Annotated in this window: 16 protein-coding genes; 9 read left to right on the forward strand and 7 right to left on the reverse strand. The window is 38.1% G+C overall.

What is annotated here, in order from left to right:
• Positions 1-106 precede the first annotated feature (106 nt).
• The 3 genes from ACN9MR_RS27160 to ACN9MR_RS27170 all read right to left on the reverse strand — a co-directional run bounded on the left by ACN9MR_RS27160 (position 107) and on the right by ACN9MR_RS27170 (position 3,522).
• Positions 107-1,087, reverse strand: a complete 981-nt coding sequence (locus ACN9MR_RS27160) for a polysaccharide deacetylase family protein (RefSeq protein ID WP_426327547.1) — start codon at positions 1,085-1,087, stop codon at positions 107-109.
• A 412-nt stretch (positions 1,088-1,499) separates the two neighbouring features.
• Positions 1,500-1,880, reverse strand: coding sequence for a GtrA family protein (locus ACN9MR_RS27165; protein ID WP_121287766.1), 381 nt, complete (start codon positions 1,878-1,880; stop codon positions 1,500-1,502).
• A 1-nt stretch (position 1,881) separates the two neighbouring features.
• Entirely contained in the window at positions 1,882-3,522 is a 1,641-nt protein-coding gene (locus tag ACN9MR_RS27170; RefSeq protein ID WP_426327548.1) for an ArnT family glycosyltransferase, read from the reverse strand.
• An 83-nt stretch (positions 3,523-3,605) separates the two neighbouring features.
• Here ACN9MR_RS27170 and ACN9MR_RS27175 point away from each other — a divergent pair, with 83 nt between their 5' ends.
• From ACN9MR_RS27175 to ACN9MR_RS27185, 3 genes are all read left to right on the forward strand, one after another.
• On the forward strand, positions 3,606-4,322 hold the full coding sequence (locus tag ACN9MR_RS27175) for a pyridoxine 5'-phosphate synthase (protein WP_426327549.1): 717 nt from the start codon (positions 3,606-3,608) through the stop codon (positions 4,320-4,322).
• A gap of 126 nt (positions 4,323-4,448) precedes the next feature.
• Entirely contained in the window at positions 4,449-5,339 is an 891-nt protein-coding gene (locus tag ACN9MR_RS27180) for an EamA family transporter (RefSeq protein ID WP_426327550.1), read from the forward strand.
• Between the two features lie 196 nt (positions 5,340-5,535).
• Positions 5,536-6,099 carry a hypothetical protein gene (locus ACN9MR_RS27185; RefSeq protein ID WP_426327551.1) on the forward strand — a complete coding sequence of 188 codons (564 nt, stop codon included), beginning with the start codon at positions 5,536-5,538 and terminating at the stop codon, positions 6,097-6,099.
• A gap of 236 nt (positions 6,100-6,335) precedes the next feature.
• On the opposite strand, the gene ACN9MR_RS27190 is transcribed toward ACN9MR_RS27185, so the two are convergent.
• Entirely contained in the window at positions 6,336-7,184 is an 849-nt protein-coding gene (locus ACN9MR_RS27190; protein ID WP_426327552.1) for a hypothetical protein, read from the reverse strand.
• 340 nt (positions 7,185-7,524) lie between these two features.
• Here ACN9MR_RS27190 and gcvP point away from each other — a divergent pair, with 340 nt between their 5' ends.
• A complete protein-coding gene (gene gcvP, locus ACN9MR_RS27195) occupies positions 7,525-10,401 on the forward strand; it encodes an aminomethyl-transferring glycine dehydrogenase (protein ID WP_426327553.1) in 2,877 nt (958 codons plus the stop codon).
• A 589-nt stretch (positions 10,402-10,990) separates the two neighbouring features.
• Here gcvP and ACN9MR_RS27200 read toward each other — a convergent pair.
• Both ACN9MR_RS27200 and ACN9MR_RS27205 read right to left on the reverse strand, forming a co-directional pair.
• Positions 10,991-11,308 (reverse strand): DUF4157 domain-containing protein, encoded by a 318-nt coding sequence (locus tag ACN9MR_RS27200; RefSeq protein ID WP_426327554.1) that lies wholly within the window; start codon positions 11,306-11,308, stop codon positions 10,991-10,993.
• 46 nt (positions 11,309-11,354) lie between these two features.
• Positions 11,355-11,804, reverse strand: a complete 450-nt coding sequence (locus ACN9MR_RS27205) for a hypothetical protein (RefSeq protein ID WP_426327555.1) — start codon at positions 11,802-11,804, stop codon at positions 11,355-11,357.
• 318 nt (positions 11,805-12,122) lie between these two features.
• On the opposite strand from ACN9MR_RS27205, the gene ACN9MR_RS27210 reads away from it, so the two are divergent.
• Positions 12,123-12,710, forward strand: coding sequence for a YceI family protein (locus ACN9MR_RS27210; protein WP_426327556.1), 588 nt, complete (start codon positions 12,123-12,125; stop codon positions 12,708-12,710).
• A gap of 323 nt (positions 12,711-13,033) precedes the next feature.
• Here the strand turns inward: ACN9MR_RS27210 and ACN9MR_RS27215 are convergent, their stop codons facing one another.
• Positions 13,034-13,801 (reverse strand): MBL fold metallo-hydrolase, encoded by a 768-nt coding sequence (locus ACN9MR_RS27215; RefSeq protein ID WP_426327557.1) that lies wholly within the window; start codon positions 13,799-13,801, stop codon positions 13,034-13,036.
• Positions 13,802-13,913: 112 nt separating this feature from the next.
• Between ACN9MR_RS27215 and ACN9MR_RS27220 the strand changes: the two genes are divergently transcribed.
• From ACN9MR_RS27220 to ACN9MR_RS27235, 4 genes are all read left to right on the forward strand, one after another.
• Positions 13,914-15,239, forward strand: coding sequence for a sulfatase-like hydrolase/transferase (locus ACN9MR_RS27220; RefSeq protein WP_426327558.1), 1,326 nt, complete (start codon positions 13,914-13,916; stop codon positions 15,237-15,239).
• Positions 15,240-15,341: 102 nt separating this feature from the next.
• Positions 15,342-17,042: a single-stranded-DNA-specific exonuclease RecJ gene (gene recJ / locus ACN9MR_RS27225; protein WP_426327559.1), complete on the forward strand. Its 1,701-nt coding sequence runs from the start codon at positions 15,342-15,344 to the stop codon at positions 17,040-17,042.
• An 88-nt stretch (positions 17,043-17,130) separates the two neighbouring features.
• Positions 17,131-17,871 carry an LPS export ABC transporter ATP-binding protein gene (gene lptB, locus ACN9MR_RS27230; protein WP_057931148.1) on the forward strand — a complete coding sequence of 247 codons (741 nt, stop codon included), beginning with the start codon at positions 17,131-17,133 and terminating at the stop codon, positions 17,869-17,871.
• Positions 17,872-18,044: 173 nt separating this feature from the next.
• Positions 18,045-19,562 (forward strand): GH3 auxin-responsive promoter family protein, encoded by a 1,518-nt coding sequence (locus ACN9MR_RS27235; protein ID WP_426327560.1) that lies wholly within the window; start codon positions 18,045-18,047, stop codon positions 19,560-19,562.
• The last annotated feature ends 82 nt before the right edge of the window (positions 19,563-19,644 follow it).

Genomic DNA, 19,644 nt, shown 5'->3' on the forward strand with positions numbered 1-19,644 from the left:
CGCGAAGAGGGCAAAGTTTTTCGCAAAGAGGCACTAAGGCTGATTTAAAACTATCTGAACCAAGCTTTGCGTGCTCCGCGCCTTTCCTTTACGGTTAAAAAGCAGGCTATTCAAATTCCTTTTCCAAGCCCTCTCTTAAATCAAAAAGTAGCCATTGTTTGCTTTTTACATCTGTCTGTTTGGTTTTTAGCAACTGAATAAAATCTTTCACCCCAATTTCTTCATTTCCGTTGCCGTGTATCAATACAATACTACCCGCATTGGGCTGTTGGCCTTTGGCGAGCCAGGCATCACTTCCAACCGGGATTAATCCGTAAGCCTCAATTTTTTCTACAATCGCCTTATCCGATACCAAACCTGGGAAACGGAAAAATACCGATGGGGTTAATCCATTTTTAAGCATCAGCTTTTCATTCTCCAATACTTCTATATCTAAATTGGTACCTGGAGCCAATAGAAAGTTTTCAGATAATGGTAACTTATTTACTTCATGGTTGTAAGTGTGATTAACCCAGGTAATATTCAGTTCCTTTTTCTCTACCAAACTTTTCAGCCAGTTCAAATCACCCTGATGTTTCAGCATCCATTTACCAGAAACAGAAACCGCGAGCGGCGCAGGCTGTTCTATCTTTTTAAATTCATCAAAAACAGATTGAAAAATAATCCTGTCTAAAGCCTTATGCGATGGACAAAGATCGATCGTTAAGGTAATCCCTTTTTCGTTTGGAATGGCATGATCAATCCCCGCATTTTGAAGCTGCAAATCTTTAGCTGCCGCGGCTTCTATTGATTTAACATAGGCTGTATTTTTGAAAATCGCCAATACGTTTTGAAATTGTAAGCTGCTTGTGGTATAATTACTGGCTAGGTCTACTTTAGTATCTAAAGTTTCTGGATTCACCAGCAATAAATATTTTTGATTATTTGCGGAAAAACTTCTAATTGCAATTAGCTTTTCATTAGCGCGGGCGGCGGTCGCAAAGTTCACCTTGTAACGCTTAATATCATCAAAATTTTGCGCGAAAATTTTTAAACTGAAAAAGTAGATATAAAAAAAAGTGAGGAGCAAAGGTTTAGATAACTTCATATTTCCTTATTTAAAATCTTTCTAATTTAAGTCAAATCAATTATCTTTACAAACATCGCCATGAACAAAGAAAAAGTAAAATTATGGTTTAAGCGGGTGGGGCTAGTTGGGTTTTTATTCTTCCTGATTAAAGGATTAATATGGCTTGTTGTGTTCTATTTTATTGGTAAAAACGTTACCTGAATGGTTCATTCGTTCAGTAGTCATTAGCTCATTAGTCTTCGCGAATTGCATGAAAATTTTGGGCCGACCATCATCCTGATCCGATAGCTATCGGATTTGTTTCAGGACTTTATTTTGTAATCTTTTCTTGAGGCTTGAAGCATAGATATTCTCAGGTGACTACTATAGAATGACTTAGATTACGCTTATTTTTCTTAATGACCTTAATTTCTTAATGGCGAAAGGGAAATTACCTAAAAGTAAACAGCATATTTGCTAAGAAATTCCACACAAAAACAATTACAATCGCGAAGAACTTGGCTACATAAAAATTGGTGCCGTTTTTCCTTTGGTGAAAAAGGTAAATGATAAAAGTATTTAATCCCAAGCCAATTAAACTCACTACCAAAAATTTACTAAATTCTGTTCCCCAGTGGCTATTGGTGCTCTGGAATGTCCAAATCCGGTTAATCAGGTAATTATTGGTTACGGCAAGCGTAAATCCAATTGCATTGGCAATGTATTTGTTTATTTTGATTTTCTCCTTACACAACCAGGTTGCACCAAAATCAATCGCCATCCCGAGAAAACCCGTTAGTCCAAATTTTAAGATGCGGAAGAATAAATCCATGTTAATGTATTTTAACCAAATAAAATTGCTCTAAAACCTGAGGGCGTGTTTTCTCGTTTAAAAATTTACCTGTCAGTTTCGTGGTATGAAAATATTCAAACGATTTTAGAATTTCAGCATGGTACTCGCTTTTTAGTTTTGCCAATTCCTGTTCTGGAATGTATATAACCAAGTCTTTTAGGTTTTTTGATTTGTCGAGATCGGTATAATTATGAAAATATTTTACCTCACCAGGGGCATAAAAATCAAAAGAAAATGCATCTATATAATTTAATACTGCAGGCTTAGCAGTAGGATAATTTTGCTTTAACCAATTACCTGCCTGCATACCCGATTGATATTTTAAAAGGGCCGGATAGAAAAAAATGAAGAGAAATATCATTAATCCGACAGACAAAAATGCACTTCTGGCAATGATGGTTTCCAATAAAATGCCTTTAAATAGTAAGAAAGAGATGGCGAGAACAACAATCAGGATACCGATAATTAAATACGGGTTTTCGAATCCAAAGAAGAAGGTTAAGATGGAAAGTAAGGCAATAACTAAAATGAAAATGATGTTCTGGATAATAAAGAAGGTTTTTAAACCTTTGCTGCTAAGCTTTCTCAGGTACAAGGCTGTGATGATCGAAAACTGAGGAAAGATAATCAGTATATAATGCGGCAACTGAAATTTAGAAAGCGAAAAGATCAGAAAAGTAACCGCTGCACTTGCCCAGATCATAATGCTTTCGGGGGCTAAAGCAATTCTATTTTTTCTTTTAAACAGATTTATTACGGCCGTATAAAATAGTACAGACCAGGGAAGGAATGCCCAAAGAGTAGTGTGTAGAAAAAACGAAATATCCCCTTTGCCTTTAATTGGCCCGTTGTTAAAAAACCGCCCAAACTGACTGTCCCAAAAGAAAAATTTTAGGCCCGAAACGCCGGTTCTTTCAAAAACAATTTTTTCAGGATGCAGATCGAATTGCGTGTAAAGCGAATACAGCTCAGGGGTAATGAAAACAAAAATCAAAAGAATAGCGATATACCATTTTGGTTTTAAAAGCTGATGGTACTGTTTTGTAAGCAACCAGTAGATGATAAAACCAGCAAATACAGGAATTAATACAAAAATTCCTTTGATCAATATCGCGCAGGCTGCAAAAAATGAACCTGCTACAATGTGCCAGAAAGAATTTTGATGTGCTTTATAATAATGATAAATAGATGCTAATGTAAAGGTGGTAATATAAATTTCGGCCCTAACATCAAAAGTAGAGGTGATGATATGTAAAGCACTCAGAAAAATAACTGCGCTGATCAATCCGGTTTTTTCATCATATATATCTTTGGCTAATTTGTATAAATACCGCGCACCCAGTAAACCGAACAGAAATGATGGTAATTTATAGGCGAAGGATGAGATTCCGAAAATTTTAAAGGATGCTGCAGAAATCCAAAAAGTGAGGTGCGGTTTATCCAGCCAGTCGGCCCCACGGCCATAAAGGTTAAACCAATCTTTAAACAGGATGATGTTTTTAGACATGGAAGCATACAATGCGCCATCGGGTTCCATCACGCCGCCAAAAAGTGCCGGTATACTCGCAATTGCAAGTAAAACGATCAGGAATTTATATAGTGTTGTATCTTTTAAGTTCATTTACAAGAAGCAAATATGAGCAAAAAAAAGTCAAATTTTTTTAAGGTTTAAGATTAACAGAGGCAAAGCCCTATCTTTGCTTCATGACAAAGTTATCGGTTAATATCAATAAAATTGCTACACTCCGCAACAGTCGCGGAGGTAATAATCCTGATCTGGTTAAGGTTGCACTAGATTGCGAGCGTTTCGGCGCGCAGGGAATTACCGTGCACCCACGGCCCGATGAACGCCATATCCGTTACCAGGATGTTTACGATTTAAAGGCTGTTATTGCGACAGAATTTAATATTGAAGGAAATTGTAGGGAAGATAAATTTGTTGATCTGGTATTGGCTAACAAACCGGCGCAGGTTACTTTGGTGCCTGATGCCGAAGGTCAGATTACATCAAACCACGGTTGGGATACGGTTAAACACAAAGACTACCTGAAAGAAATGGTTGCTGTTTTCCAAAAGGAAGGTATCCGCGTTTCTATTTTTGTAGATCCGGTTGTAGAGATGGTTGAGGGAGCCGTAGAAACCGGAACAGACCGCATTGAATTGTATACAGAGGCTTATGCTCATAACTATTTTGCCGATCGCGAAAAGGCAATAGTGAATTATATTGCGGCAGCACACCATGCCAACAGATTAGGTCTGGGAATTAATGCAGGACACGATCTTGATTTACATAACCTGCATTATTTTGCGCAAAGTATCCCTGGTTTATTGGAAGTTTCAATTGGTCACGCTTTAATCAGCGATGCACTTTATTTAGGTTTGGAAACCACCATTCAGAAATATTTACAACAATTGGCCTAGTTTTTAACCGCAAAGACTGCAAAGAAAAAGGGCACAAAGAACGCAAAGTTAGGTGCATCGGTTTAATCAAGCGCTGCGCTTCTATGCGAAATCCTTGGTGCCTTTTGCGGTTAAACAATAAACTATATGTTAAAAGGAATTCTCCTTGTTTTTTTCGGTGCCTGTAGTTTTGGCATCCTATCTACTTTTGTTAAACTGGCTTACCACGAAGGTTATACTTTAGGCGATGTTACAGGGGCGCAGGCTTTCTTTGGTGCCGTAATTTTATGGGTGTTATTTTTCTTCCAAAGTAGAACAGCAACTTATAAAGCTAAAGCTATTGTGCCTAAAACAGCTTGGTGGAAAATGATAATCGCAGGAACATGTACAGGCTTGGTGAGTATCTTTTATTATCAGTGCGTAAAGTTGGTGCCCAATTCGGTGGCGATTATTTTGCTAATGCAGTTCATCTGGATGAGTATTTTAATGGAATACCTAATTTTTAAAAAGAAACCAACAGGTTTACAGCTTTTGGCAATTCTCTTGGTTTTGGGCGGAACGGTTTTAGCAAGTGGGATGGCCGAAACAAGTATCGAAAGTATGGATCTTAAAGGGATAGGTTTCGGTTTATTGGCTGCAATTTGTTATGCCGGCTTTTTATTATTGAGTGGTAGAATTGGAAATGAATATGCTCCATTGCAAAAAAGTGCCTTGATGATTACCGGTGCCTGTATACTGATATTCATTATTTTTCCGCCAACATTCTTATTTAACGGTGCTTTAAATGGTAGTTTGTTAAAATGGGGATTGATTATCTCAGTTTTCGGTACGGTTATTCCTCCTTTATTTTACGCAGAAGGCGTGCCCAGAATTGGAACAGCCATAAGTTCGATATTAAGCGCTGCAGAGTTGCCTGTTGCCGTGATGATGGCAGGTTTTGTGTTACAAGAGCAGGTATCGTTTTTAAGATGGGTTGGTGTTGTGGTAATTTTATCGGCGATGGTTTTGCCAAATCTTAAATATTTAAAGCGAGATTAATCTAGTTTTTTACCGCAAAGTTCACAGAGTGACGACGCAGAGGGCGCAAAGCAGGGCTTTTGGAATTTATTGTTGGCCTTGAATGCAACTTAGCGTTCTTAGCGCCTTTGTGGTTTAAGCCTTAAAGATTAAAACTTCGCGTTTTTTGTGGTTAAACTAAAAATAAATATCTTTAAAAAGCATAAAGCATATACACATGAAAAAACTTACTATTTATATTTTATCTTTTATCATCGTTGGGTTAACCGCGTGTAAGACCAAAACTACCATCAATCAGGATGAGGCTGCTGAGGTAATTACCGATTATTTAAAAGCTAATCCGGAATATAAAACCGCCAGGTTTAATTTTGGGGAGATCAAATTCAACAGCACAAACGATATGTTCGAGCTAGGAAAATATAAATCCTTAGCAAGTAAAGGGTTGGTTTCATTAAGTTTAAAAGAGGCGAAGAAAAAATTTTTATCAAAAGATAGCAGCTATGTTTATCAGATCACTTTAACCGATAAGGCAAGTCCGTTGGTGTTGAAACAGGAGGGTGATAAAGCAACTGTAAAAGTTGTAGAATATGTTTTAGCCGATGAAAAGCCTGTAGATTTTTCTCAGGTAAATTCGAGCACTGCAAAGGTTACCGTGTCACTTAAAATGAATACCACCGATTTCGAACCCTTTGATAAAGACGCCAATAAAAACAGCAACTTCATTACCAAAACCTATAAATTAAAGTTGAGTAAAGATGAGGGCTGGAAAGTACAGAAGTAGATTCAAAGACTAATGCCGAAAGACCAAAGGTAAAAGCGTAATACCTATTGCGCCATACAGCCTTTGTTCCTTGCAGTTTCCATTGTTTTTAAACCCGACAGAAGCGAAAATCCTTTTTGTTTGCAGCAACCTTCAGTATAACCAGGAATTAGCAAAAAGATTGTAGCGGATGGCAGGAACAAACCTGAATTTTAGCACAGCCATTGCTTTTCAAACCGTATGATATGCCAAATTAATTACGAATTCTTTTTCCACAGATAGGTTTTAAGCTTTTTAAACAAATCTTCTTTTTTCGGCCTTTCCTTGCCATCATGGGTTAAATTGTTATCGTAATGGTTTAGCAGCTTAGCAGCATAATCTTTTTGAGGTTGACTGCCCGACCTTAATATCTCGATAAATCGAATGGCGTTATGATTTAAGGTGCTGTTAAACGAAACGGCATAGTACTCGCTTCGTTCAAACGGGTTTTTATTTTTATTGTTTTCCTCCGCGCCGTTTTCTGCAAAGCAATCGATATGAAGGATCAAAGGATTTAATTTCTTCAACCTCCTTGTACCTTTACGCTCATTCCTCCATGGATGTTCTTTTTTATAAAGTTGCGCAAGCAGAAAATCTTTTTTCCAAAGGGTAATTTGGTGCGACATTAAAAAAAGTGACGCTTCATTATCGATCTCCGCAATATTAAATCCTTCAATAAAATTAGTGGTTTCTTTAGTTTTGTAAACATTAGAACTATGGAGTTTAACCTGTTGCCAATCGTTTTCAATTGCCTGTTCGAACAGTGTTGTAAAGAACTTAGAATTTACGGGTTTGCTTAACCACATATCTTCCTGGAAGTAGAGTACATATTCTTCGTTTATATTACTCAACAGCGTTACCAGGCGATCGGCCCATTCGCCTTTGCCCGATTTGATGTTTGCGAAGCCATTCACATCTGCGGTTTTTTCTTCTGTGGCGAAATAATAATTGCATGGTATTTCAAAATCCCAGTTTTCTGAGAAAGTATAATCAAAACCTTTATAAAGAAATTCATAACTATCGCAGGCATGAACTAAAAGTGCGACGTTATTTTTATATTTTGACATAAAAACGAGGAGTAGATGCTTTCAAATTTATGCAAATGCTTTTTTTCTTTCCTTTGGTAGCTTCTATTTTACATTGGAGATGTTTCGTGCCTCAGCCTAACAGACTACAAAAGATCGAAGTTGATGGGCTAAACAGATTTTAATTTCAGTACATGTCCTGCTTTCCAAATAATCGGGTATCCGTTTAAAAATGAACAAACGTTTGTCTTCTTGTTTGTGCACAAAATCTACCAATTTTGTCGCTTTTAAGTGTGAATAAGACGCCTTTTTTACACTGATTGATAGTGAAATACAGCTTCGTTTTTGCTACCTTTGCACGCAAATTTATTATTCATACCGCATGAGCTTAAATATCCACTACAAGGAAGATTTTCAAAATCGCCATATTGCACCAAATGAGGCAGATACAGCCGAAATGTTGCAGACTGTTGGCGTAAATTCTATTGATGAGCTGATTGAACAAACTGTTCCGACGGCAATTAGGTTAAAACAACCTTTAAACTTGCCTGCAGCGAAATCAGAAACTGAATATCTTGGTGCTTTAAAACAAACTTCATTGTTGAATAAAGTTTTCAAAAGCTTTATCGGACAAGGTTATTATGATACCATTACCCCGGGTGTAATTTTACGTAATGTATTCGAAAACCCAGGATGGTACACACAATATACGCCTTACCAGGCAGAAATTGCACAGGGCCGTTTGCAGGCTTTGTTAAATTTCCAAACGATGGTTATCGATTTAACCGGAATGGAAATTGCAAATGCATCTTTATTGGATGAAGGTACTGCTGCCGCTGAAGCGATGTTTATGCAATATAGCTTGCGTAAAAATCAGGCGGCTAAAAAGTTCTTTGTTTCTGAATTGCTTTTCCCTCAAACGATCGATATTTTAAAAACACGTGCTAACCCTTATGGCATTGAACTGGTTATTGGAAGTCATTTAGATTTCGTAGCTACTGAAGATTTCTTCGGGGCAATTGTTCAGTATCCGGCAGGAAACGGTGAAGTTTTCGATTACAAAGACTTCGCATCTGCATTGCACAACCAAAATATTAAATTAACTGTAGTTGCCGATATTTTAAGCTTAACCTTGTTAACGCCTCCAGGCGAGTGGGGAGCTGATGTGGTAGTTGGAACTACCCAACGTTTGGGTATCCCAATGGGTTTCGGTGGACCACATGCTGCATTTTTTGCAACTAAAGAAGAATATAAACGTAACATCCCAGGTCGTATTATCGGTGTAACTATTGATAGTCATGGCGATTATGCTTTACGTATGGCTTTGCAAACCCGCGAGCAGCACATCCGTAGAGATAAAGCAACATCAAACATCTGTACCGCACAGGCATTATTGGCCATTATGGCTGGTTTTTATGCTGCTTACCACGGTCCGAAAGGATTAAAAGCAATTGCAGAACGTACACACGGTTTGGCCATCAGTTTAGCTTCTACGTTGAAAGGTTTAGGCTTTGAGCAGTTAAATTCTGCTTATTTCGATACGATCCGTTTCGATTTAGGCGATTTAAAAGGCGGTATCCATTCAGGATGTATCGATAACGAAATCAACTTAAATTATGTTGGTAACGTTGCAACTATTTCGTTCGACGAAACCAGTACTTTCGAAGATGTAGCCTTAATTGCTAAAATCTTTGCTAAAGTTAAAGCTGTGGCAGCAGATCAGGTTGAAGTGATAGAAAATGTAGAAACCGTTATTCCGGCTGCTTTGCAACGTACTTCGGCTTATTTAACCCACCCAATTTTTAACTCGCATCATTCAGAGCATGAGATGTTGCGTTATATCAAATCACTAGAAGCAAAAGATTTATCACTTTGCCACTCGATGATTGCTTTGGGTAGCTGTACCATGAAATTAAATGCAACTGCAGAGATGATTCCGGTTACCTGGTCTCACTTTGGTCGCATCCACCCGTTTGCACCTGCCGATCAGGTATTGGGTTATTATTCGGTTTTTAATGAACTGGATAAATGGTTAAGCGAAATCACTGGTTTTGCCGCAATGAGCTTACAGCCAAATGCCGGTGCTCAGGGCGAATATGCAGGATTAATGGTTATCCGTGCTTATCACCACGATAGAGGAGATTTTCATCGTAATGTAGCGTTAATTCCTGCTTCGGCACACGGAACAAACCCTGCTTCTGCAGCCATGGCCGATATGAAAATTGTTGTAGTGAAATCTTTAGAAAACGGTAACATCGATGTTGAAGATTTAAAAGCAAAAGCAGAATTACACAAAGACAACTTATCGTGTTTGATGGTAACTTATCCATCTACCCACGGGGTGTTCGAAGAAAGCATTATCGAAATCTGCGAAACCATCCACGCTAATGGCGGACAGGTATATATGGATGGTGCGAATATGAATGCACAGGTTGGTTTAACAAGTCCGGCCAATATCGGTGCCGATGTTTGCCATTTAAACTTGCACAAAACTTTCTGTATCCCTCACGGTGGTGGTGGTCCTGGTATGGGGCCAATTGGTGTGGCGAAACACCTGGTTCCTTATCTTCCAGGTCATGCTGTGGTTGATATCGATAAAGGAAAATCTATTTCTGCAGTTTCATCTGCACCTTGGGGTTCAGCTTCGATTTTGATCATTTCTCACGCTTATATTGCCATGATGGGTGCTGAGGGATTAACCAACGCTACAAAATATGCTATTTTAAACGCAAACTACATGAAAGCGCGTTTAGAGCAACATTATCCGGTACTTTATTCAGGTGCTCAGGGCCGTTGTGCACACGAGATGATTTTAGATTGCCGTTCGTTCAAAGCTTTCGGAATTGAAGTAACCGATATCGCAAAACGTTTAATGGATTATGGTTTCCATGCACCTACAGTTTCGTTCCCCGTTGCAGGTACTTTAATGGTTGAGCCTACAGAATCGGAGCCTAAACACGAGTTAGACCGTTTTTGTGATGCCTTAATCGCGATTAAAAACGAAATTACTGCGGTAGAAAATGGTACTTTAGATAAAATAGATAACCCATTAAAAAATGCACCTCATACGGTTTCGGTAATTACTGCCAATGAATGGGATCATGCTTATAGCCGTCAAACAGCTGCGTTCCCACTTCCTTATGTGTTAGAACGTAAGTTCTGGCCATCAGTTGGTCGTGTTAACGATAGCCATGGCGATAGATCATTGATCTGTGCATGTCCGCCAGTAGAGAGTTATTTGGAAGAGATCGTTCCTTAGTAAGGTAAAAGGCGGGAAGGTTGAGGGTTTAGGGTTTTCTTTTCCATCGCCTTAATTACTCCCGATCGTCATTGCGAGGAGGAACGACGTGGCAATCTATTTAGATAAATTATAAATGCCTAGGTTCGTGTCTTCACGAACATATTGATCTGCAAGTTTTATGGATTTATTTCATAAGGCTTGCAGATTTTTTTTTGGAAATGAATGCCAGTTTTCCATCGGAGGCTGCAGCCCTGCAATTCGCTTCAATCTTTTTGTTTTGTGGATTACCCATTATCGTCATTGCTGAGGAACAATGAAGCAATCTTTTACTGTAAGTGCAAACAAAAGGATTTTCGCTACTGTTTAGGAAGGAGGGGACTGGGCGGTAAACCAATTAAGCGATACTGTATTTAAACTAAACGGGTGCATTATTGTAAAAACGGGGTGCGATAATATAAAGTCCGAATGCAGTAATATAAATTACAGGTGCCCTAATATAAATCGCGGGTGCGTTATTATAAAAACAAGGTGCGTTATTTTAAAAAGCGGATGCAGTAATATAAAAGCCAAGCGCAGTAATATAAATAGCGGGTGTCTTATTTATAATTTAAAGATCGGCTGCCTTCGATCCCATTTCATCGGCTTCTTTTTCTAAATCAGGATCGTCTTTAACTGTTATATCGGATTTTAATTGTGTTGTTGGTTTAACCCTGCCTTGTTTTTGTTGTACTACATGCCATGCTTCATGCGGTAAATGTTTTTCTTGGTCGGCAGCTAAATGAATATCAGTACCATTCGCATAGGCTAATGCATTTAATTGTGCAGGTCGATCCGAATTCGTGTGTACTTTCACTCCATCCATTGAAATACCTGAAAGCGCTTCAATGCCTTTTTTTAAATTATCGGGTAAGTTATTCTTGGCCATGATTTAGTTGCTGATTTCAATGCCTTTTATAGATCAAGGGTTCTTCTTATTTTAATAAACCTTCAGAATTTACATTGTATCCTAAAATTTTAATCTGGTCGTTTTCTGCTGTTAAGGTAACTGTTTCTTTTGCCTGAAATTTTGCCCTTTCTACAACATAATATAGTACATACTTTGCTGCTGGGTTTGAGCCTCTGATTACTTTCGTTTCCCAGTGATCTAGTTTTTTGCTTTTTATATCGCCTAGTTTGTTGGCCGTTCCGGTTAAATAATCATTTAATTTTTGTGCACTGGTTACTGCTTTAAATTGATTGCTGAGGAGAGGGCCTAGATTTTTCAAATCATTTTTCTCAACTAAAGTATAAAATTGATCCGCTACTTTCTCCGCATCTTTTTTATCTTCCTCGCGGTTTAAATAAGCGCTGTTGAAATTACAGCCTGTTGCAATAAATAATAAGCTGAATAAATATAATGAGGCGTAAATTCTATTTTTCATGGAGCATTTAATATTATTTTCTAAATATAGAAGATTATTTTTTCTATGAACAGTATAGAATAAAATTAAGTATAATAGGTAGGTAGTAAATATTTACATTTTTTAGGCAATGCTAAGGAAACCCTCTACCTTAAACCTTCCGCTTTCTACCTTCCTTTATTCACATAAAAAAGTAAACAAATTAAACCTTACCCATAATTGTGCAGTCAATAGAATGATTTTAAATAATTCCGATTATTTTTGAAAAACTTAACATAGGTCAACAACAGTAAATCGGCAGTTAGTCTATATTTGTATCAAATTTTAAAAAACCAGAAAATGAAATTAAAAATTAGCTCAATTTTTTTATTAGTGGCAGTAGTAGCATTGTCAGCTTTTAAAAACCCAACTAAACCAGTAACTTATACTGTAGATGCAGCAAAATCAACCATTACTTGGGTTGGTAAAAAAGTAACAGGTTCACACAACGGAACAATCGCTTTACAATCAGGTACTTTAGCCGTTAACGGTAAAAGTGTAACTGGAGGTACTTTTGTTATCGATATGACTTCAATTAAAGATGCTGATGGAAGCGCTAAATTAGAAGGTCACTTAAAAGCAGACGATTTCTTTGGTACTACTAAATTTCCAACTTCAACTTTCGTAATTACTAAAGTTGCTGGTTCAGGTGCAAACGTAACTGTAACAGGTAATTTAACCATCAAAGGCATCACTAAGCCTCTAAGTTTCCCTGCAACTGTAACAGTTAATGCAGATGGTACAGCTTCGGCTTTAGCAGGTAAAATCGTTGTTGATAGAACTAAATATGACATCAAATATGGTTCTAAATCATTCTTCGATAGCATTGGCGACAAAGCAATTGATGATAACTTTGAATTAGCTGTTAAATTAGTAGCTAAAAAATAATTATTTCCGTCTCGGAAAAATTAAAGCTCAGGCATTGGTCTGGGCTTTTTTTGTTTAACCGCAAAGTACACGAAGTTTGACCCGAAGGAGCGCTAAGTTACGTCAGCCTTAGCGGAGTCGAAGACTAACACCTAGAACACCGAATTAATTTACAAACGTCATCCTGAATTCATTTCAGGATCTATCTTGCGGGAAATCCTGGTACTAAATGCACCTAACTATGCGTGTTTATTGCCTCTTTCTGTACACTCTGCGGTAAACAAAGAAACGCTGCGTACTTTGCGTTTCCTCTTTGTGTGCTTTGCGGTAAAAAACGAGTAGACTTATCTTATCTTAAATCCACCTTCAACAGCATCAACAAAACCAGTTGCTGTGCTTTTGCCATGGTAGAACAAACATTCCCAGTTTTCTTCGGCTGCTCTTTTACCAAATTCTTTGCGTAATTCCATCGCTTTGCGGCCGTCGAAATCATATTTGGCAATAAAATTTTTAACCAGTTCTTCAGGTTCAGGCAGTACATCGCCACCAAAAAATATCTTTTGTTTACCTTCTGTTAAAAGGAAAACCTGGTGGTTGGGACAGTGTGCGCCTGTAAATTCGTAAGCAATGGTTTCATCCAATGCGCCATCGCCCTCTACAAATTTTAATTGTGCGTTACGCTGAACAAAATCGAAAATATCGGTATGGTAAGAAGATGAAGTGCTGCTAAATGCCGTTTCCCACTCGCCACGGTTAATTACATATTCTGCATCAGGGAAACTCAGTTCAACTTTATCATTGCCCTGTTTGTGGATCATGCCTCCAGAGTGGTCGTAGTGTAAATGCGACATTAACACCTTGGTTACATCGGTAGGATCAAAACCTGCATTACGGATATTTTTGTGCAAAATCAGTTCGCCATGGTCATCACTAAATCCTAAGCCAGTATCAAAAAGAACAAGGTCGTTTTTTAACTCAACCAAAAAAGGCTGAACGTTAACGAATAGTGATGCTGGTCTGTCTTTAAAATGATGTATGGCGGGGTCGAAAGGAACAAATTTCTTCGTTGCATCAACAGAATAGGTGCCTTCAAATAGGGTGTGAACTTGCAAAATGTAGATCTTTAATGTTTCTACAAAGGTAACAATCTAATCATTACTATTTGTTTTGGTAAAAGCTTGGATACTTCCTTTTTTTGTAAAATATGATGCTTAAATTTCCAGCATGAATCTCCGAATCTTAATTTTTCTACTGGCTTGCAGTTTTTCGATGCAATTAAAAGCACAGCAAAAACCAAACGTAATTATTGTATTGGCTGATGATATGGGGTATGCTGATATTTCCTGTTATGGAAGTCCGCTGATCAAAACCCCATTTTTGGATGAAATGGCTGCGAAAGGAGTAAAAGCAACCAATTTCGTTACCACCTCGCCAACCTGTACGCCATCAAGGGCATCGTTGCTTACAGGAAGATACTGTAGTAGAATGGACCTGCCCTGGCCAATAGGTCCGGGCGATAAACGTGGCATACCTGAAGATGAAATTACGATTGCACAGCTGCTTAAACAATCAGGTTATGCTACCGCTTTGGTTGGTAAATGGCATTTGGGCGATCATGGTGTTTCGTTGCCTAACAAAAAGGGATTTGATGAGTTTTATGGCCTTTTATATAGTCACGATTATAGAGCGCCTTATGTTAAAACCGATACAACGATCAAGATATTTAGAAATGCCAAGCCAGAGATCTATAAACCGCACGATAGTATTTTAACAAGTGCTTACACCCGCGAATCGATTAAGTTTATTAAAAAAAGTGCTACAGCTAAGAAACCGTTTTTTCTCTACCTTGCGCAAAATATGCCTCATTTGCCTGTTGCTTTTGCAGCACAAAAAAGTAGAAAAACACCTTCAGGAGGCGGAGAACTTGGCGATGTAATCGAAGATATGGATGCCGGTTTAGCTGCAATCTGGAAGCAGGTTGTTGCTTCAGGACAGGCAGATAATACCATTTTTATCTTCACCAGCGATAACGGTCCGTGGATAAATGCACCACAGCGAATGTATGAAGATGGTTTTACCAAATTTTACCATGTTGGTTCTGCAGGAATTTTTAGAGGTTCGAAAGGGATCTCTTACGAAGGTGGCCATCGCGTTCCTTTTATTGTATATTGGAAAGGGCATACCCTTAACAATACTCAGTTAACCAAGCCCATTTCAAATCTGGATGTTTTTCCTACACTGGCTGAATGGACCAAAAGTAAATTACCTCAAAAAGTGTATGATGGAGAATCAGTTTCAACCTTGCTAACCAGTAAAAACAATACTAAGCCTCACCGACCGATCTATTACCACAATTATGTTTTAGAAGGTGTAAAAGATGGCGATTGGAAACTGAGGATTACCAAAAAAGACAATAAAGAACTTACCGAGCTGTACAATTTATCGTGGGATCCGGCAGAACGTGTGAATTTAATTGACGATGCAAAGTATGCCGATCAGAAAGCGCATTTGATGAAGCTTTATGAGGCCTATCCCGGAAATTCAAAGTAAAATTTAACTTTTTGTTTTTAAAGGTTTTGTTCGTCAACCCATTAGATATTGCCTCCATCATATCCAATTAAAATGTATATTTACTGTTCGGAGACAGAATAAATGGAAAAAAGATGGGTGCTGGCATCAGATTGCAATGATGCTACGGTAAATAAAATAGCAGAACAACTTAATATAGATCGCTCACTTGCACAAATACTCGTACAGCGGAATATTTGCGATTTCGATCAGGCCAAAGATTTCTTCAGGCCAGATCTTGACCATCTTCACGATCCCTTTTTAATGAAGGATATGGATGTTGCTATTGCCCGCATTGAAACTGCATTATCCAATCACGAAAAAATATTGATCTATGGCGATTATGATGTAGATGGTACAACTTCGGTTGCATTGGCTTTCAGCTTCTTTTCTCAGCTCACTAAAAACATAGAATATTATATTCCCGATCGCTATCTGGAAGGTTACGGCATTTCTACCGCAGGGATTGATTATGCAAATGAAAATGGATTTTCTTTGATTATTGCCTTAGATTGTGGAATAAAATCTATCGATAAAATTGATTACGCCAACACTTTAGGTGTCGATTTCATTATCTGTGATCACCATCTGCCCGGAGATGAACTACCTCGGGCTATTGCCGTTTTAGATCCTAAACGTGCTGATTGTGCATACCCTTTTAAAGAACTTGCAGGCTGCGGTATTGGTTTTAAACTTGCGCAGGCTTATGTGCAAAAACATCAACTCCCTAAAGAAACTTATCTGCAATATTTAGATTTGGTAATGGTAAGCATTGCCGCTGATATTGTTCCTGTAGTTGGCGAAAATAGGATTTTAGCTTATTACGGCTTAAAAAAATTAAATTCCAATCCGTGCGAAGGTTTGCGCGCCCTGATGGAAGTGTCGGGCAAAACTGAAAATTACAGCATTACCGATGTTGTTTTTACCTTAGGTCCGCGGATTAATGCCGCCGGAAGGATAGATCATGCTAAACATGCAGTTGCTATGTTGCTTTGCCAGGTAGATGGAAATTCATTGGAGCAAAGTGAACTCATCAACCTTAAAAATACTGAGCGTAAAACCTACGATCAGGACATTACCCGTGAGGCTTTGGCTTTAATTGGTGAAAGCGATATCCTGATCAACAAAAAAACTACCGTTGTGTTTAACGAAAACTGGCATAAGGGGGTAATCGGTATCGTGGCATCGCGTTTAACTGAAAAATATTATCGCCCAACAATCGTATTAACAAAATCTAACGGACATGTAGCTGGTTCCTGCCGATCGGTAATTGGTTTCGATTTGTATGAAGCTTTAAGCGGTTGTGCCGATTTACTGGATCAATATGGAGGGCATAAATTTGCTGCAGGTTTAACCATGCAACAGCATAATGTAGATGCCTTTGCTGATAAGTTTGAAGAAATTGTATCGGCCAGTATCACAGATGAATTGCTTACGCCGATGATCAGGATTGATGCCGAAATCGAGCTGGCGCAGATAGATGGTAAATTCTATCGTGTTTTATCACAGATGGGACCTTTCGGACCAGAAAATATGGCGCCTATATTTGTTACCCATAATGTATATCTCGCACAGCAAGCCATGGCTGTTGGCGCAAATCATTTAAAAATTAACATAAAACAACAAAATTCGCCTATTTTTGAAGGCATTGCATTTGGGTTGGCCGAGTTTCAAAATCTTTTACAACCAAAGGTACCTTTTTCGGTTTGTTATACGTTAGAGGAAAACGTGTGGCGTGATAAGAAACGTTTGCAATTAAATATTAAAGGAATAAAAGTTAATTAACTATAAAATAAATCGTCATGCTGAACTTGTTTCAACATCTGATTAGAAAGATCCTGAACTAAATTCAGGATGACGGAGCAATCAATATATGATATTAAGAGCCGAAAATCTGGTTAAAAAATATAAACAGCGTACTGTTGTAAACAATGTTTCTTTTAATGTAAGCCAAGGGGAAATTGTTGGTCTTTTAGGCCCAAACGGTGCCGGAAAAACAACTTCCTTTTACATGATTGTTGGTTTAATTAAACCAAACGAAGGCCGTATCTTCTTGGAAGAAGAAGATATTACCGAAGATCCGATGTACCGCAGGGCGCAAAAAGGAATCGGTTATTTAGCTCAGGAAGCATCTGTTTTTAGAAAACTTACCGTAGAAGATAATATCCTGGCCATTTTGGAAATGAGCAAATTGACCAAAGAAGAACAGCGAGATAAACTCGAAGAATTAATAAACGAGTTTAGTTTACATAAAGTGCGTAAAAACCGCGGCGATTTATTATCAGGAGGTGAACGCCGCCGTACCGAAATTGCACGTGCCTTAGCCGCAAACCCTAATTTTATCTTATTGGATGAACCTTTTGCAGGGGTAGACCCAATTGCGGTAGAGGAAATCCAGAGTATTGTTGCTAAACTGAAACATAAAAACATAGGAATCTTAATTACCGACCACAACGTACAGGAAACACTGTCGATTACCGATAGGGCATATCTGCTTTTTGAAGGTAAAATTTTAGAGCAGGGTGTACCAGAGGTGTTGGCTGAGAACGAGATGGTAAGAAAAGTTTATCTTGGATCGAACTTTGTACTGAAACGTAAGAAATTTGATGTTTAATAACTTAATCACAAACAAAAGTATTTCTGCTAACAAACAAATTCTAATTTGGTGTGTTGCCTAATCGCGATGTTAAAACAATCTGCTATAAAATTATTTACGCCGTATAAAAATCTGTGCTTATCTGTGAAAATCTGTGGTAAAATGAAGCTCATTAATTTTAACATTTAAAAATGGCATTTGTAAACTCAATTTTTACCTGGTTAATGAAAAAGCGGATCCACCAGATCGAGCTTTTTATGAAATATCCTTACGATGTTCAGGAAGAGTGGTTTCATAACTTGATTGATAGTGCCGAAAATACCGAATGGGGCAAACTGTACGATTATAAATCAATTTTAACCCCACAACAATATCAGGAACGTGTTCCGATCCAAAACTACGATACCTTAAAACCTTATATTGAGCGTATGCTTAATGGAGAACAAAATATTCTCTGGCCATCAGATATCAAGTGGTTTGCAAAATCATCGGGCACTACAAGTGATAGGAGTAAGTTTATTCCTGTTTCTCCAGAATCTTTGGAAGAATGCCATTTTAAAGGAGGAAAGGATATGCTTTCTATTTATTGCAATAACCGTCCTGATAACCAGATGTTTACCGGAAAAGGTTTGGTTTTAGGTGGAAGCCATCAGGTGAACCAATTAAACGAAGATTGTTTTTATGGTGATTTATCTGCCGTGCTGATTAAAAACCTGCCAATCTGGGCTGAATATTACCGTACGCCTGATATGTCTATCGCCCTAATGGACAACTACGAAATTAAGATGGATAGAATGGCCGAGGCTACCATCAACGAAAATGTAACCAGCATTTCAGGTGTGCCCACATGGACTATTGTACTGGCCAAAAAGGTGCTCGAACTTACCGGAAAGCAAAATTTACTGGAAGTTTGGCCAAACCTCGAATTGTATATCCATGGTGCGGTAAACTTCGCACCTTATCGTGAGCAATTTAAACAGCTGATTCCGTCCGACGACATGTATTATCTCGAAACCTATAATGCATCAGAAGGATTTTTCGGTATTCAGGATCAGGATAACTCAGAAGAAATGTTATTGATGCTGGATTATGGTATTTTTTATGAGTTTGTGCCGATGGAGAATATCTGTGAAGAAAACCCTAAAGCATTAATGCTTGGCGAAGTAGAACTGCATAAAAATTACGCCATTGTTATTTCTACAAATGGTGGCTTATGGCGTTATATGATCGGCGATACCATTCAATTTACCTCACTTTCTCCTTACCGCATTAAAATTACCGGACGTACCAAACATTTCATCAATGCCTTTGGCGAAGAAGTGATTATCGACAATGCAGAACAAGCCTTAACCAAAGCTTGCCAGGAAACCGGTGCCGAAATTAAAGATTATACCGCCGGACCGATTTACTTTAAAGATGAAAAAGCAGGGGGGCACGAATGGATCATAGAATTCGACAAACAACCTAACGATTTTGAAAAGTTTGTAGATATTATGGACAACACACTACGTGCGGTGAATTCCGATTACGATGCTAAACGTTTTAAAGATATGGCTTTAGCCCGTCCCAAAGTGCATAATGCGCCCGCAAATACTTTCTATAATTGGTTAAAGGCAAAAGATAAACTAGGCGGACAGCATAAAGTACCACGTTTAGCCAATGAGCGTAAATATGTTGATGATATTTTGGAGATGATGAAGTCTTCTTAAATTTAATAAATCTCATTTGGGCGTGTCAGTCTTAGGGATAATTTATTATATAAAATCAATTTGAATGACAGATAGATAAAGA

It is taken from the genome of Pedobacter sp. R-06 (genome assembly GCF_049913135.1).
Classification (GTDB): Bacteria; Bacteroidota; Bacteroidia; order Sphingobacteriales; family Sphingobacteriaceae; genus Pedobacter.